This is a genomic window from Proteus alimentorum, assembly GCF_002607735.1.
Classification (GTDB): Bacteria; Pseudomonadota; Gammaproteobacteria; order Enterobacterales; family Enterobacteriaceae; genus Proteus; species Proteus alimentorum.
The window spans coordinates 69,722-85,487 of the sequence record NZ_NBVR01000039.1 but is presented as its reverse complement, the minus strand read 5'-3'; the positions used below and the strand labels follow the sequence as shown (position 1 = coordinate 85,487).

Here is a 15,766-nt window from a genome sequence, read left to right as displayed (position 1 = left end):
GCTCAGATATGTACCATTTGCGAACCCCAAAAACAGAGGCGGAATTTGATGCCTATTATGCTTTTCGCTGGGAAATGCTTCGTAAACCTCTACATCAACCTGAAGGCTCTGAAAAAGACGGTTATGACACTCTTGCTCACCATCAAATGGTTGTCGATGAAACAGGACAACCCGTTGCAATTGGGCGACTTTATATTAATGCGGATAACGAAGGCGCTATTCGCTTTATGGCGGTACGTACAGATGCACAAGGTAAAGGCTTAGGTACTCTTGTCGCCATGGCGCTAGAGTCGTTGGCTCGTCAAGAAGGTATAAAACGGATCGTGTGTAGTGCACGAGAAGAGTCTGTAAGCTTTTTTGAAAAATTGGGTTATGAAAATTGTGGTTTAGTGACAGGCCCACAAACAACACCCATTAAGCACTTTTTTATGAAAAAAAGTATTGCGTCTTTAGATGATATTCTTCATCGACCAGACTGGTGTGCTGAATTACAAAAACAGTGGCACCAGCATATTCCTTTAAGTGAGAAAATGGGGTTACGTATTACTCAATATACGGGAACCCGTTTTTATACCACTATCCCAGAAGCGGGAAATCAAAACCCTCACCACACTATTTTTGCCGGTAGCCAATTTTCACTCGCCACATTAACAGGTTGGGGATTGATTTGGCTATTAATGCAAGAGCATAAGTTGCAAGGTGATATTGTGCTGGTGGATGCGCATATTCGCTATCGCAAACCAGTCTCTGGGCGTCCTGCCGCTGTTGCTGATATGGAAAATTTAAGCGGAGATTTAGGGCGGTTAGCGAAGGGGAGCAAAGCTCGTATTAAGTTGGATGTCGATATTTGTGGTGATGAAGGTGTTGGTGCTGTTTTTAGTGGTACTTATATTGTTTTACCTTCACAAAATAAGCAGTGCTAATTCAGCTATCTATCTTTAGAGTAACTTAAAGGGAAATCGCTATTTTCTTTTGGGGTGCTTTTCTATTTTCTGAGTTTTTAATTAAAAAAACAGAGTATAAGAAATCTATTCTTGGATGCTGGTGTTATAGAGTTTCTATCCCTATCCAATTGATGTATATTTCGCAGTTTACGGAGGGAAGCATGGACACCAATTTATCTACTCGTCTTAATAAATATATCAGTGAAAGCGGGATCTGCTCACGTCGTGAGGCTGACCGTTATATTGAGCAAGGACTTGTCCTTATTAATGGCAAACGTGCCGGCATTGGCGACCAAGTATTTGCTGGCGATGAAGTCAAAGTCAATGGTCGATTGATTGAAGCACAGGATAACTCTGAGCTGGTTTTGATTGCGCTGAATAAGCCTGTGGGCATTGTGAGTACCACAGATGATGGCGAAAAAGATAATATTGTTGACTATGTTAACCACAGTACCCGTATTTTCCCAATTGGGCGTTTAGATAAAGATTCACAAGGATTGATTTTCCTGACCAACCACGGTGATTTAGTCAATAAAATCCTACGTGCAGGTAATGATCACGAAAAAGAGTACCTTGTGACAGTGAATAAGCCGATCACAGATGAATTTATTCATGGAATGGGGGCGGGTGTTCCTATCATGGGACAAAAAACCAAGAAATGTAAGGTCAAGAAAGAAGCGCCGATGGTGTTTCGTATTACCTTAGTTCAAGGGTTAAATCGCCAAATTCGTCGTATGTGTGAATATTTTGGTTATGAAGTCACTAAGCTTGAACGCATTCGCATTATGAATGTGCGTTTATCGGGATTACCTGTTGGCGAATGGCGTGATCTGACCGATGATGAACTCATTACCTTATTTGAAGCGATTGAAAAATCGACTTCTGAAGCGCCACCAAAACCAAAGCAAAATAAGCCGAAAAAACAAATTAGTAGTAATGCGAAAGCATTGGGAATTCATATTCCTCAAACAAAAACTAAAGAAGCAGAAAATAATTCCCGTAAGCGTTTTGTTCAGCCAGGTCGTAAAAAGAAAAAACGTTAATTTTATCGATGAAAATGCGATAAAAACAAAAAAACACCTGAAAGGGTGTTTTTTATTTGTTCTATTTAAGACAAGTTATTGCATCGATAAAATTAGTCTAAATCTAGCTCATCTAATTTATTTTGGCGACGTTCAAGTACGATCGCTGCAAGTTCAGCATCCATAACTCGCTCAATCAATGCATCATAGTCTTCTTTAGAAAGACAATAGAACAACGGAGTTTTGTTGTCATCACACACGAGCAGTGTGCTGTTATCTTCAAGTGCAGTTAAAGGAGATTGTTGAAATACATTTAAAGATATTTTTTCAGGGGAAAAATCTTCGTCAGACATGAAAACTCCACAATAAAGAAAAGGGCAATAGCGCATTGTAACGCTTTTTATAAAGGGAGCAATCCGTGCTCCTGCGAAAGATCAATATTATAGGTGATTAATTATCTCGCCATTTTGTATCACTGAGTTGAGTATTTGTTGCTCACCTTTATTTCCAGTTAATGTACCATTAAGTGTTGATGTCACTGGGTTTGAACGTAAATCCCCTTTCAATTTTAGTGTGAATTGTCCTATTTCATCAGAGTAGGTTGTTTTTAAACCTAATGTATAAGGCGTTGATAAAGGGACATTTAGGCCATTAGCAATAAGTGAAAATTGGCGCTGTTGTTTAGATTGCACTAAACCCGCAGAACCTCGAATAATGCCATCACCAATAAATGCTGAATATTGCTCAACAATAGCGTTATCTTGTTGAGTGACAATTTTTAAATCAGGGCGACGTAATTCAATACGATTTAGCGTACCACTATCGGCATTTAATACAGCTGAACCTTGCCATAATCCCCATTCACCTTCTTTTGCAACCACTAAATTATGCAATTTTCCTGTTAAGTTGGTGAATTGGAATGGAAATTCTGGCGTGATATCAATCAAGATAGATTGATTAATCGATAATTGTTCGATAGTGATATTTTGAATATTACTCTTGTTATCTATTGGTTTAGCTAAAAAAGTGAGCCAATTTTCAGGTAGCGTATATAAAAGGCCTGATAGTGTGGCCTCTTGGATCGTGACGGTTTTATTGTCTTGATCCCAATGACCAGCAAGCTTAATTAAGCCTTTTTCATAGCGTAGGCTGAGGTTATCTAGATTGAGTTGATTGTTCTGTTGGTTAAGTTTTGCGATAAGATCAGTGAAGTGTTCATCTTGAAAAACAATGTCATTTGTATTGAGTTCGCCGGTTGTAAATGAAAGCGCGTTATCCCATCTAAATTGAGAAAATTGCCCATCAAAACCACTGATTGCCCACTGTTTTCCTTCAGCAGTAAAGTCAACAATATTGAGTGCTCTTATGCTAATGCGGGGATATTCAGAGAGCGACTGAATTAATTTGTCAAAAGTTTGCGAGGATTGCCAGCGCAAGCCATTCATATAAACTTCATCAAATTTCCATTGATTATCTTGATATTGTCCACTCAAGGAGAGTGAGCCATTAAGTAGGCGAGTACCTAATTTTTCTATTTGAATACTATTTGGCTGATATTGCCCAGAAATAATAAAGTTACTGAATTCATTATTATTTATCATCCCGTTAGCAATAGAGAATTGGAAATGGCCCGCTCCGAACATGTCGGTTGGTGTCGGGATCCATGGTGTGATCCCTCCCGTTACTTTCTTGGCATCAAAAGAAAAATCAGTTTTTTCACTGCTTAGTGCCATGTTTTTAAATTGTAAGATGTCGGCGCTTAACGGTATTGAAGGTGTTTTGTCTGCAAAATCAATATTGCCATTTTCCAATGTGATTTTTTGCAGATGAGAAGGAGTGATAAAAAATTGCCAATTAAACCGGATTTGTGCTGATTTTGCCGATACCGTGGCTTTATTTTGTTTAGGATTAATGAGGAGATCATGAACAATGACTTGCTCGGGTTGCATAAGATCATGCTCAATACCTGAAAAGCGAATATCATAGTCAGTGTATTGTGTCAGCCATTCACTGGTTTTTTGTGCGCCCCACTGAGTCTGAATAAAAGCGTAAATTATAATAATAAATAAAATAACGATAAGTATCAGAGATACCAAACTTTTCATCAGCCAGCGCATAACCCTTCTCCTGTTTTATACTCCATCAAAACATTATACAGTTATGCCTGAAAACTAGGCGATGCTCAAGCTTTCATCGGGTAAATCAACGTTATTTCACGAGAGTATTAATATAGGCAACATGAGTAAGACAAAAATAAAGCGCCATTTATCATTAAGAAAAATGGCGCTTATTATTTTTGCTGATTCACCTTTATCGTTATTTTTCTGGTGGGAAAATTAGGTTTAAAATGATGGCGGTTAAACCCCCCGCAGCAATACCTGATGACAGCAATGTTTTTAGCCAATCAGGTGCAAACTGCAATATTTGAGGCTGCTGTGAAACCCCCAATCCTACCGCAAGTGAAATCGCAAGGATCATGATAGCTCGGCGGTTTAGTGCTTCTTTGGAAACAATACGTACACCAGATGCCGCTATCGTACCGAACATGACTAATGTGGCGCCACCTAATACGGGCTCAGGAATTCTTTGCACAAATTCTGCGACGAAAGGAAATAAGCCTAAGATGACGAGCATTGCCGCAACAACATAACCTACGTAGCGACTAGCAACACCTGTTAATTGGATCACACCATTATTTTGACCGAAACAAGAGTTTGGGAAGGTATTAAAAAATGCCGAAACCATGGAGTTAATTCCATTCGCCAATACGCCGCCTTTGATCCGTTTCATATATAAAGGACCACTGACGGGTTGTTCTGAAACATCAGACGTTGCCGTGATATCGCCGATGGTTTCTAGCGAAGTGATCATAAACACCAGCATTAAAGGAATAAGTAAATGCCAATCAAAGGACAGCCCATAATAAAACGGCTCAGGAATAGTCATAAAAGGTGTTTCTTGATGTTCTGCTGGTGTGGGTAACATATCTAAAGCCCAAGCAAGAACATAACCTACAGCCATTGCAATGACTAAAGAAGCAACTCGTAAGTAAGGATTTTTTTGTCGATTAAGTAAAATAATAACGATAAGAACAGAGCCTGCTAATAACAGATTTTGTGGTGAACCAAAGGTATTATTCTCGATGGCTGCATAACCTCCCCCAATTGAGGTTAATCCAACTTGAATTAAAGAAAGACCGATTATCATCACAACCACACCTGAAACTAATGGTGTAATGATACGTCTTGCTAAGTGAAGCACACGAGAAAGGATGATTTCGGTTAATGAGGCGACCATTAATGTGCCAAAAAGAGCTGCCATCATTGTTGGAATATCGGCGCCACCATTTTTAAGTGCTAATCCTCCCATAATGAGCGGAGCAACAAAGTTAAAGCTTGTTCCTTGGATTGATAACAATCCTGAACCTATCGGCCCCCATGCCCGAATTTGAATAAGAGAGGCAATACCTGATGCAAATAAAGACATGCTGATAATGCGTTGAGTATCGTGTGCAGGTAATCCTAATGCTTGGCAAATGAGGATCGCAGGCGTGATAACCGCGACAAACATAGCTAAAAGATGTTGGCAAGCAGCAAAAAGGGTTTGAGGTAATGGCGGTTTCTCTTCTAAAGCAAAAAGAAGTTCGCTATTTTTTTTAATTGAAACGTCACTATTTTTAGGCAAATTTTGATTTTCTGAAGTAACCATGGTGTGAATTTCTTATTCGGCAAAAACAGTATTTTAATGATCTGTGCCACAAAAGCAATCGTTTGCGTGAAAATGATGTTATCAAAATGCATAAGAGGCGCTCACATTTTTATATGTTTTAACTTGTGTTTGTCTCCGTTTTTTTTTCTAATCGGGGATACCTGCTTTTGGCGTTGTTTATGGATGAACTTAGCGTCGTAGTATTTTTATATAAAATTAACAAATAAGACGGGGTACATAAATGTATCATCTTGATGTTTATGGCACGCTGGTTGCGGCCACTTTGGTTCTCTTGATCGGACGTAAGTTAGTGAAATCTGTTCCTTTTTTAGAACGGTATACGATCCCGGAACCCGTTGCAGGTGGGCTACTTGTTGCCGTTCTTCTATTAGCATTCAAATCTTTTATGGACTGGGAAGTGAGTTTTGACCTCTCACTTAAAGATCCATTAATGCTGGCCTTCTTTGCAACAATTGGTTTAAACGCAAATCTCGCTAGCTTAAAAGCGGGAGGAAAAGCGCTTTTTATTTTCATCTTTGTTGTTGTTGGACTGTTGTTAGTACAAAACACAGTGGGTATTGCATTAGCAAAAATGTTAGGCCTTGATCCATTAATGGGATTATTGGCTGGTTCGATTACATTATCGGGTGGTCATGGTACAGGGGCTGCTTGGGGTAAAACCTTTGTTGAAAACTATGGTTTTATGAGTGCATCTGAAGTCGCGATGGCTTGTGCTACTTTTGGTTTAGTTTTAGGGGGATTGATTGGTGGCCCAGTTGCACGCTACTTAATCAAAAATATTCCAACGCCGGGATTAGGCGCCGACGACCATGAAATGCCAACGGCGTTTGAGAAGCCGACAACAGGCCGAATGATCACGTCGATGGTGTTATTAGAAACTATTGCGATGATCGCTATCTGTTTAATGGCAGGTACGTTCCTTTCTCAACTGTTAGAAGGTACGGCATTCTCATTACCGACCTTTGTGTGTGTTCTGTTTATTGGTGTTATTTTAAGTAATAGCCTTTCAATGCTTGGATTCTACCGTGTTTTTGATAGAGCGGTATCAGTCTTAGGTAACGTGAGTTTATCGTTATTCTTAGCGATGGCATTAATGAGCTTAAAATTATGGGAGCTTGCGTCACTGGCGATACCAATGCTGGTTATCCTTGGTGTTCAAGCCGGTGTAATGGCTCTGTATGCAATTTTTGTGACTTTCCGTGTCATGGGTAAAAACTACGATGCCGCGATTTTAGCAGCAGGTCACTGTGGTTTTGGTTTAGGTGCTACACCAACTGCGATTGCGAATATGCAAGCGGTAACAGATCGTTTTGGACCGTCTCATCTTGCGTTCTTAGTCGTACCTATGGTCGGTGCATTCTTCATTGATATTGTGAATGCAATAGTGATTAAACTGTATCTGATGCTACCGTTTTTTACGCCTATAGTGGCAGGGTAGTTTGGTTGCTATAAATTAAAATCACTTCAAAAATGTTAAAGAGCACCTCAATGTTGCATATCGACATTGAGGTGTTTTTCTATGTGGTAGTTAACTTACGGATATTTCAAGAACAACTCAAAGCGAGTTTAAACACACGCTAAGCCATGCAAAAGAGTAACCTTAAGCTTGGCTATATTGTGTCTTAGCAGGCAGCCAGCGTTCGATTAAGGCCTGAGAATGCTTAGGATAGTGTTGATGTAGGTATCGAGCGATACGCTGAACTTCAGGAACGAGTCCTTGATCGCGTAACAAATCAGCGACTTTAAATTGTGCATTGCCTGTTTGCTTAGTGCCTAAAAGCTCGCCGGGGCCACGGATTTCGAGATCTTTTTGTGCAATCACAAAACCATCATTGCTATCTCTTAATACCTGCAATCGTAAACGTGCTGTTTGAGTGAGTGGTGTTTTATATAACAAGACACAATGAGAGGCGATAGCGCCTCGGCCTACACGTCCACGTAATTGGTGTAACTGTGCGAGCCCCAGTCGTTCTGGGTTATCAATAATCATTAAACTAGCATTAGGTACGTCAACGCCAACTTCAATCACTGTTGTTGCAACTAAAAGTTGAAGTTCATTTTCTTTAAATGCGGCCATTACAGCCTGTTTCTCTGCGGGTTTCATTCGCCCATGTACCAATCCCACTTTGATTTCAGGAAGTGCAATGGTCAGCTCATCATAGATAACTTGGGCTGCTTGCGCTTCAAGAACATCAGAATCTTCAATTAAGGTACATACCCAATAGGCTTGTCGCTTTTCTTCTGTGCAAGCTAGCCTAATACGTTCAATAATGTCATTACGGCGAGTATCAGGGATAGCAACAGTGGTAACCGGTGTGCGCCCTGGTGGTAATTCGTCGATGATAGACGTGTCCATATCTGCGTAGGCTGTCATCGCTAATGTGCGAGGGATTGGCGTTGCTGTCATCACCAATTGATGGGGATGAAAGCCTTGCTCTTCACCTTTTTTCCATAATGCGAGGCGTTGATGTACACCAAATCGGTGTTGTTCATCAATAATCACTAAGGCTAGAGAGTGAAATTTAACTTGTTCTTGGAAAATGGCATGTGTTCCAATGATGATCGATACTTCACCATGCGCAATGGCATTTTGCTGTGTTTCGCGCGCTTTTCCTTTCTGTTTTCCTGCTAGCCAACCCACTTGGATGTCAAAAGGCTCAAACCATTTTTTAAAGGTTAATGCGTGTTGCTCTGCCAACAATTCTGTTGGTGCCATTAAAGCCACTTGTTTGCCATTAGCAACGGCCCGCAATGCACTTAGTGCTGCAACTAAAGTCTTACCTGAACCTACATCCCCTTGGATCAACCGCATCATCGGATAGTCTTTTTCTAAATCTGTTTCTATTTCATTGACGACACGTTGTTGTGCATTTGTTGGGGTAAAAGGGAGCGATGAGAGAAATTGCTGACGTAATGTTGACGTGTTTGGCATAAACAAGGGCTCTGCACGATAAGATTGTGCCCCCGCTCTTGCATTGAGCATACCTAGATTATGGGCGAGTAACTCTTCAATAATGAGCCTTTTTTGCGCAGGGTGCTGTCCTTTCTCTAGTTCTGCAAAAGCGATATCAGGTGGCGGATTATGCAATGTACGTAATGCTGTGGCTAGCGGGGGTAAACCGTGAATAAACTGTTCGGGTAATAATTCGTTAATAGCACAGGTATCAAGTAATTCTAACGCTTGCTCTATTAATTTACGCAGTGATGTTTGGCGTAAGCCTTCTGTTGTTGAATAAATGGGCGTGAGGGTTTCTTGCAGTTTAACTTCCGAGCCTGCAACTTTGATTTTGTATTCAGGATGAATAATTTCAGGGCCTCGGCTTCCTCGTTTAACTTCGCCATAAGCAGTGACTTGTTTACCTTGAGCAAGGTTGTTTTTCATTGCTGCTGTAAAGTTAAAAAAGCGAAGTGTTAAAATGCCGGAGCCATCAGAAATTTGACAGGTCATCATTTTACGTCGGCCAAAACTGACTTCAGTTCTTAATATTTCGCCAGAAACAGTGGCAGGAATACCGGGAAGGAGATCGCTGATAGCATAGAGGTGCGTTTGATCTTCATAACGCAAAGGAAGGTGGAGCAACAAATCCTCAATAGTCACAAGCCCTATTTTTGCCAGCTTGTCTGCCTGACTTGCACCTACGCCGTGAAGAGTGGTTAAGGGGATTGCATCAAGCAGTTTTCCTTTCATGAGATCAATACTCCGTCTTTTTTAATTTCCTAAGTTGTTTTTGCGTCATTTGCATTTCTGCCCACCATGACTCAGGCGCTTCAATCTCACCGCTACCATTAATATAAGGGCGAGGTAGTCCTTTTCGACGAGAAACTTCTGCCAATACGGGGTATCCGCCTTCAAAGAGAAGAATTTGCTGTTCTTCTTCCGTTAAGGTGCTCTCTGTTCGATTATACATACCCGCAGCCTGACGTTGGCGTTGTGCTTCATATAAAATGAGTGCACTGGCGACAGAAACATTTAGGGATTGTACCATTCCCATCATCGGCACAATAATATCTTGATCTGCAAGTGCGATAGCATCTTGTGAGATCCCCGTTTTTTCTTGTCCCATAATAATACAAGTTGGGCGTGTGTAATCAATCTCACGGAAATCCACGGCTTTATCTGAGAGATGAGTCGCAAGAACTTGCATACCTTGGGCGCGAAAGGCGCTAACGGCATTTGTAATAGTAGGATGTGTTTCTACATTGACCCAACTGTTACTGCCCGCTGCGGGGGAAACTAACATCCGCATTTTTTCTTCAGGCCAAATCGCATGAATTTTAGGGATCCCCACCGCATCAGCTGTTCTTATAACAGCAGCAACATTATGGGATTTATGCACTTCTTCAAGGCAAACAGTAAGATCAGGCTGCCGCATCGCCATCATTTGGCAGATGCGGGCATATCGAATTGAATTCATGACTAGTTTTTATTACGGCTAACGCGCAGAACGTCTGGCATGATGCGAAGTTTACGCATGATATTGGCTAATTGAATTCTGTCTTTCGCCGTTAAGCGAATAAAAGCACAATACACACGACCATCTTTCTCTTCTGTATTCATACTTTGAATACTGGAGTTTGCATCATTAATAGCTGCGGTTAAATTTGCTAAAGCGCCTTGGTGGTTAATCATATCGACTTTAATTTCAGTAATGAAATCGCTGTTGATCTCTTTATCCCACTCGACAGGCATGAATTTTTCAGGCTCTTTTTGGTAACCGCGAATATTACGACAAGATTCATGGTGAATAACCAAACCTTTGCCTGGGCTAATATGTGCAACGATAGGATCACCCGGAATAGGGCGACAACATTTCGCGAAGGAGATCAATACACCATCAGCACCTTTAATTGGGAGTTTAGGTGTTTCATTATTGCTTGTTTCTGTTGGTGCGTTTTCATCTTGATTTTGACTATCAATCAATAAATTACGCGCAACAACAACGCTCATTGTATTACCTAAACCAATTTCAGCCATTAAGTCGTCGATTGAATGAAGCTTCATTCGCTTCAACTCGCGCTCAATATTTTCAGCTGAAATATCAGCAAGCTTGTGCTCACCTAATGCGTGATTGAGTAAACGACGACCTAAATTAATAGAGTCTTCACGTTTTAGGTTTTTCAGTAGTTGTCGAATTTTAGAACGTGCTCTTGAGCTGACAACAAAGTTTAGCCAAGCCGCATTTGGTCTTGCACCTGGAGCGGTAATAATTTCAACTGTTTGTCCGGTGCGTAGCGATTGTGAAAGGGGGTAAGGTTGTCTATCAACCCTTGCACCCACACAGGCATGGCCGATATCTGTATGTACGGCATAAGCAAAATCGACAGGGGTAGCACCTGTTGGTAATTCAACAATGCGACCTTCTGGCGTGAAAACGTAGATTTCATCAGGAAAGAGATCTGATTTTACGTTCTCAATAAATTCAAAAGAGCTACCTGCGCTTTGTTGCAATTCAAGTAAACTTTGCATCCAGCGTTGCGCTCTAACTTGTGCAGTTGTGCCCGGTTGTTCACCTTGCTCTTTATAAGCCCAATGTGCAGCAACCCCCATTTCTGCCATTTGATCCATATCTTCAGTACGAATTTGTACTTCAACGGGCACTCCATGAGGGCCAATGAGTGAGGTATGAAGAGATTGATAGCCATTGGCTTTTGGGATTGCAATATAGTCTTTAACTCGACCGGGACGTGGTTTATAAAGGCTGTGCATTTGACCTAAAACGCGATAACAGGTATCGACTTCTTTCACGATAACGCGAAAGGCGTAAATATCCATGATCGAGTGAAAACGTTGCTCTTTTAACAACATTTTTCGATAGATAGAGTAAAGGTGTTTTTCGCGGCCGTTCACTTTGCATTCGATATGCGCTTCTGTCAGGCGACCTTCAATTTCAGAGAGGATTTTATTAATCATCTCTTTACGGTTGCCTCGAGCCGCTTTAACGACTTCTTTAATGACACGGTAGCGATTAGGATGTAGCGCCTCGAAACCCAGTTCTTCAAGTTCTGTTTTGATATGGTGTATACCTAAACGGTGTGCAAGAGGACTGTAAATTTCGAGTGTTTCGCGAGCAATACGGCGACGTTTATCTGGGCGTAATGATCCCAGTGTGCGCATATTGTGAGTTCGGTCTGCCAGCTTGATCAAAATGACGCGGATATCTTTTACCATCGCCATAATCATCTTACGGAAGTTTTCAGCCTGAGCCTCTTTTTTGTCTCTAAACTTCAATTTATCAAGTTTAGACACGCCTTCAACAAGATCGGCCACCGTACTACCAAAGAGGCTTTCGATATCTTGGAAGGTTGCAGGTGTATCTTCGATAACATCATGCAACAGCGCCGCCATCAGCGTTTGGTGGTCTAATCGCATATCTGCAAGAATACACGCAACCGCAACAGGGTGAGTAATATAAGGCTCACCACTTGAACGAGTTTGCCCCTCGTGGGCATTTCGGGCGACGATAAAGGCTTTTTTAAGTTGTTCAACTTGCTCCGATGGCAAGTATTTTTGAACGATTTGATTCAGGCTTTCAAACAGGTACAAGGCAGACCTACCCCTATTTTATAAAACGATTAACGACGACCTTCCGCAATCGCTGAAACAGCTTGTAATTCTGCTGCTTCTTGCTCTTGCTGCTCTTGACGTTCACGAGCATCAAGAATTTTACCGTTAATCAGGCCTTCTTCGATTTCACGTAGCGCGACAACAGTCATTTTATCATTTTCTTCAGGAACTAAAGGATCTTTAGCGCCAACTTGTAACTGACGCGCACGACGTGCTGCGACCAGAACGAGGTCAAAACGGTTACCAATTTTCTCTACAGCGTCTTGAACGGTTACGCGTGCCATATTTGTGTTACTCCACCATTAACGAAATGACTGGGCATAATACTGAAAGTTAACTCAGTCTGCCAATAATTTGCTGATTAAATCACCATGTCGTAGCGTTTGACGATCAAGGCGTAATTTTTCTGAACGAATAATTGATTGTAAATCAGCAAGCGCAGTATTGAAATCATCATTAATCAGCAAATAATCATACTCATTAAAATGTTCCATTTCCGATACAGCTTGCGACATACGTTTTGTAATCACTTCTTCGCTATCTTGCCCTCGTCCACGAAGTCGGCGGTAAAGCTCTTCTTTTGACGGTGGCAGAATAAAAATACTGCGAGCTTCTGGCATCGCTTTACGCACTTGCTGTGCGCCTTGCCAGTCGATATCTAAAAAGACATCAACACCACTGGCTAAGATTTCTTTGATAACTTTGCCGGATGTACCGTAATAGTTACCAAAAACACAAGCATGTTCGAGGAAATCCCCGCTGTCTATCATGCTTTTAAATTCTTCTTCAGTAACAAAGAAGTAATGTTCACCATGGTTCTCTCCCGGTCGCATTGGGCGGGTTGTATGAGAGACAGAAACCTGTGTGTCATATAAAGGCTGTGTTTTTAACAGCGCTTGAATAAGACTTGATTTACCCGCACCGCTTGGAGCGGAAACAATATAAAGTGTTCCTTGGATCATGATGACTTTCTGAATTTGACTGGAGAATTAAGTATAAATACATGTTTAGGGAGCAAATCCCCCATATAGTATACACATACAATGAATGACATACAGTGCCCATGTTTAATACAGGGCCATTTTTTTCTTATTGCATTCTATTTTCTTAATATAGAAACAAGAGAAAAATTAAACTATATCAATATTAACATACAATTAAAGGCTCAGTGATAGGAATTACCTTTTATCACAATAGCGAAAAGAGATTATATTTTGAGATACCCCACAGAATCAAAAAGAACCACTGTCGTTAAAACAGTGATTCGTTAATCTTGATTCTCGTAATTAAAGACAGGTAAGCCCAATTTATAACGAATAGCGAGAAGTCGAGCTGTTAACCCAGCAATTAGGGTAATAATGATAATGACGTCTCTTGGTAATGGTGTATAAAACAGTAATCCCATATAAAGCCAAGCAGCACCAAAAGCGATACCGGCATAAATTTCTTTTTGGAAAACCAGAGGAATGGTATTACAAAGCATATCTCTTAATACACCACCAAAAGCACCCGTAATCACTGCGGCAATAGCAGCAATGATAGGGCCATATTCCATATCGAGTGCGATTTGTGCGCCGATAATAGAAAACACCATAAGACCGATAGCATCGAGGATAAGGAATAGACGGTGCAAATGTTTCATCATAGGGGCAACCCAAGTGGTGATAACAGCTGCACATGCAACAGTGACGATATATTCCGGGTGTTTAACCCAACCTAGCGGATAGTGACCCAGAAGAATATCTCTCACTGAACCACCGCCAATGGCGGTTGCAGAAGCAATAATAATAACGCCAAAGAGATCCATCTTACGACGACCAGCAGCAAGTGCACCTGTCATGGCTTCTGCCGTAATACCGATAATATAGAGAACACTAAGTAACATGATGTTTTTATTTTCTGACTATTTAGTGAGGATAGAGTAATCACCTTGCGAAAAAGTCTCGACTGAATTTTTTTAGTGCCAGGTAAAATTAATTAGTTTTTATAATGTGGAAATTTATTTCCCGATAAGGATAAATATGTCTTTTCAGGAACACCAGATTACGTTTGATAGCCGTCATCATCAGCTAACTAATATAAATGTTTGGACGCCAGATAGCCAGTGGTTAGTCTATGATGTACGTCCCAATGGGGGATCTTTTACAGGTCTAACCATAGAAAAAATTCATGCGAAAACAAAACAGCAACAGATCATTTACACCGCAACACAAGGGGCACATGCAGGTGTTGCGACCGTCAGCCCAACAGAGCCCGTGCGTTATGCCTTTATTCATGGGCCCGAAAATCCAGATAATGAATGGCATTATGACTTTCATCATCGTCGTGGTGTGATTGTTGATGAGTCAGAAAACAATCGTGTATTTAATATTGATGCTTGTTCACTGACATCACCTTATCAAGCAGGTGCATTACGTGGCGGTACGCATGTTCATGTCTTTAGCCCTGACGGCTCGCGTTTAAGTTTTACTTACAATGATCATATTATGCATGAGCTTGGTGGCGAATATGATCAACGTAACGTGGCTGTTGCTGTGCCACTGAAAGCGGTTAATGTCGCTAAAAAACATCCTCGTGAATATGACGGTGAATATTTTTGCACTGTAATAAGCCAAACCGTTGCTCATCCACAAAAGGGAAGCGACGAGATTAATAAAGCTTATGAAGAGTGTTGGGTTGGTACTCAGGGTTATACAAAGGCTGATGGTTCACAACAACGTTGGGCTATTGCATTTATCGGTGATACTGTGAGTGAAAATGGCGATAAAGTGTCTGATATTTTCTTAGTGGATTTACCTGATGATAATCAGGCTTTCACTATTGAAGGTAATAAACCATTAGCAGGAACTGATACAACAATGCCAGCAGTGGCTAAAGGTATTCACCAAGTTCGCCTAACAAATACAGCAAATAGAAAATATGCAGGTGTTTTAAATCAACCTCGTCACTGGTTAAGAAGCTCTCCACAAGGCGATGCGATTGCGTTCTTAATGAAAGATGATAACGGTATTGTGCAGTTATTTACCGTCTCGCCAAGTACGCAAGAAATCAAACAAGTCACTTCGCAGGATTGGGATATTCAGTCGGCCTTTACATGGAACAGTAACGGGCAATATCTCACTTTTATTTGTGATAATAGCGTGATGTTATGTAATGTGAAAACGGGTGAGTTAACTCGATTAACAGAAAAAACAGCACAGGCACCAAGCAGTGACGCTGTCGTATTCTCTCCAGATGACCACTATATTGCATTTATGCGCGATGTTGAGGGTTATCGCCAGATATTTACAGTAGAGACTGGGTTGTAAAACTTCTCAATATATTGAGAAGGGGGTCTTAAATAATAAGATCCCTTCTCATTTAATAAAAAACTAATAATTTGAATATGAATTAAAATATTTATTTGTTTTAATTTATTTTATTATTTTTTCTCTTTTTATTTTTTGTGATAAATTAATAAACTTTAGTGAAATAATAACGAACAATATTTGAAAGCAATTTATTAT

Annotated in this window: 13 protein-coding genes; 4 read left to right on the top strand and 9 right to left on the bottom strand. The window is 40.7% G+C overall.

What is annotated here, in order from left to right; all coding sequences use genetic code 11:
- The first annotated feature begins 8 nt into the window (after window positions 1-8).
- Window positions 9-923: a fatty acid biosynthesis protein FabY gene (gene fabY / locus B6258_RS15475; RefSeq protein ID WP_099075998.1), complete on the top strand. Its 915-nt coding sequence runs from the start codon at window positions 9-11 to the stop codon at window positions 921-923.
- A gap of 182 nt (window positions 924-1,105) precedes the next feature.
- Window positions 1,106-1,987 carry a 23S rRNA pseudouridine(2604) synthase RluF gene (gene rluF, locus B6258_RS15470; protein ID WP_099075997.1) on the top strand — a complete coding sequence of 294 codons (882 nt, stop codon included), beginning with the start codon at window positions 1,106-1,108 and terminating at the stop codon, window positions 1,985-1,987.
- A 92-nt stretch (window positions 1,988-2,079) separates the two neighbouring features.
- Here rluF and B6258_RS15465 read toward each other — a convergent pair whose 3' ends face one another.
- The 3 genes from B6258_RS15465 to B6258_RS15455 all read right to left on the bottom strand — a co-directional run bounded on the left by B6258_RS15465 (window position 2,080) and on the right by B6258_RS15455 (window position 5,674).
- Window positions 2,080-2,319 (bottom strand): hypothetical protein, encoded by a 240-nt coding sequence (locus tag B6258_RS15465; RefSeq protein WP_088494331.1) that lies wholly within the window; start codon window positions 2,317-2,319, stop codon window positions 2,080-2,082.
- Between the two features lie 87 nt (window positions 2,320-2,406).
- A complete protein-coding gene (locus tag B6258_RS15460; RefSeq protein ID WP_099075996.1) occupies window positions 2,407-4,083 on the bottom strand; it encodes an AsmA family protein in 1,677 nt (558 codons plus the stop codon).
- Window positions 4,084-4,282: 199 nt separating this feature from the next.
- Window positions 4,283-5,674 (bottom strand): uracil-xanthine permease family protein, encoded by a 1,392-nt coding sequence (locus tag B6258_RS15455; RefSeq protein WP_099075995.1) that lies wholly within the window; start codon window positions 5,672-5,674, stop codon window positions 4,283-4,285.
- A gap of 241 nt (window positions 5,675-5,915) precedes the next feature.
- Here B6258_RS15455 and gltS point away from each other — a divergent pair, with 241 nt between their 5' ends.
- The gene (gene gltS / locus B6258_RS15450) at window positions 5,916-7,133 is read left to right on the top strand and encodes a sodium/glutamate symporter (RefSeq protein ID WP_099075994.1); all 1,218 of its coding nucleotides are present in this window, start codon (window positions 5,916-5,918) and stop codon (window positions 7,131-7,133) included.
- A 162-nt stretch (window positions 7,134-7,295) separates the two neighbouring features.
- Here gltS and recG read toward each other — a convergent pair whose 3' ends face one another.
- From recG to B6258_RS15420, 6 genes are all read right to left on the bottom strand, one after another.
- The gene (gene recG / locus B6258_RS15445; protein ID WP_099075993.1) at window positions 7,296-9,383 is read right to left on the bottom strand and encodes an ATP-dependent DNA helicase RecG; all 2,088 of its coding nucleotides are present in this window, start codon (window positions 9,381-9,383) and stop codon (window positions 7,296-7,298) included.
- A 4-nt stretch (window positions 9,384-9,387) separates the two neighbouring features.
- Window positions 9,388-10,110, bottom strand: a complete 723-nt coding sequence (gene trmH / locus B6258_RS15440) for a tRNA (guanosine(18)-2'-O)-methyltransferase TrmH (protein WP_099075992.1) — start codon at window positions 10,108-10,110, stop codon at window positions 9,388-9,390.
- A 2-nt stretch (window positions 10,111-10,112) separates the two neighbouring features.
- Window positions 10,113-12,239, bottom strand: a complete 2,127-nt coding sequence (spoT, locus tag B6258_RS15435) for a bifunctional GTP diphosphokinase/guanosine-3',5'-bis pyrophosphate 3'-pyrophosphohydrolase (protein ID WP_099075991.1) — start codon at window positions 12,237-12,239, stop codon at window positions 10,113-10,115.
- A 29-nt stretch (window positions 12,240-12,268) separates the two neighbouring features.
- Window positions 12,269-12,544 (bottom strand): DNA-directed RNA polymerase subunit omega, encoded by a 276-nt coding sequence (rpoZ, locus tag B6258_RS15430; protein WP_006534607.1) that lies wholly within the window; start codon window positions 12,542-12,544, stop codon window positions 12,269-12,271.
- A gap of 54 nt (window positions 12,545-12,598) precedes the next feature.
- Window positions 12,599-13,222 (bottom strand): guanylate kinase, encoded by a 624-nt coding sequence (gmk, locus tag B6258_RS15425; protein ID WP_023583250.1) that lies wholly within the window; start codon window positions 13,220-13,222, stop codon window positions 12,599-12,601.
- Window positions 13,223-13,527: 305 nt separating this feature from the next.
- Window positions 13,528-14,145, bottom strand: a complete 618-nt coding sequence (locus B6258_RS15420) for a trimeric intracellular cation channel family protein (RefSeq protein WP_099075990.1) — start codon at window positions 14,143-14,145, stop codon at window positions 13,528-13,530.
- Between the two features lie 136 nt (window positions 14,146-14,281).
- Between B6258_RS15420 and B6258_RS15415 the strand changes: the two genes are divergently transcribed.
- Window positions 14,282-15,568: a YidR family protein gene (locus tag B6258_RS15415; protein ID WP_099075989.1), complete on the top strand. Its 1,287-nt coding sequence runs from the start codon at window positions 14,282-14,284 to the stop codon at window positions 15,566-15,568.
- Window positions 15,569-15,766 lie beyond the last annotated feature (198 nt).

Bases quoted from the DNA above. Each gene is read 5' to 3' on its own strand.
- fabY (WP_099075998.1), top strand. From the start codon at position 9: ATGTACCATTTGCGAACCCCAAAAACAGAGGCGGAATTTGATGCCTAT.
- rluF (WP_099075997.1), top strand. From the start codon at position 1,106: ATGGACACCAATTTATCTACTCGTCTTAATAAATATATCAGTGAAAGC.
- B6258_RS15465 (WP_088494331.1), bottom strand. From the start codon at position 2,319: ATGTCTGACGAAGATTTTTCCCCTGAAAAAATATCTTTAAATGTATTT.
- B6258_RS15460 (WP_099075996.1), bottom strand. From the start codon at position 4,083: ATGCGCTGGCTGATGAAAAGTTTGGTATCTCTGATACTTATCGTTATT.
- B6258_RS15455 (WP_099075995.1), bottom strand. From the start codon at position 5,674: ATGGTTACTTCAGAAAATCAAAATTTGCCTAAAAATAGTGACGTTTCA.
- gltS (WP_099075994.1), top strand. From the start codon at position 5,916: ATGTATCATCTTGATGTTTATGGCACGCTGGTTGCGGCCACTTTGGTT.
- recG (WP_099075993.1), bottom strand. From the start codon at position 9,383: ATGAAAGGAAAACTGCTTGATGCAATCCCCTTAACCACTCTTCACGGC.
- trmH (WP_099075992.1), bottom strand. From the start codon at position 10,110: ATGAATTCAATTCGATATGCCCGCATCTGCCAAATGATGGCGATGCGG.
- rpoZ (WP_006534607.1), bottom strand. From the start codon at position 12,544: ATGGCACGCGTAACCGTTCAAGACGCTGTAGAGAAAATTGGTAACCGT.
- gmk (WP_023583250.1), bottom strand. From the start codon at position 13,222: ATGATCCAAGGAACACTTTATATTGTTTCCGCTCCAAGCGGTGCGGGT.
- B6258_RS15420 (WP_099075990.1), bottom strand. From the start codon at position 14,145: ATGTTACTTAGTGTTCTCTATATTATCGGTATTACGGCAGAAGCCATG.
- B6258_RS15415 (WP_099075989.1), top strand. From the start codon at position 14,282: ATGTCTTTTCAGGAACACCAGATTACGTTTGATAGCCGTCATCATCAG.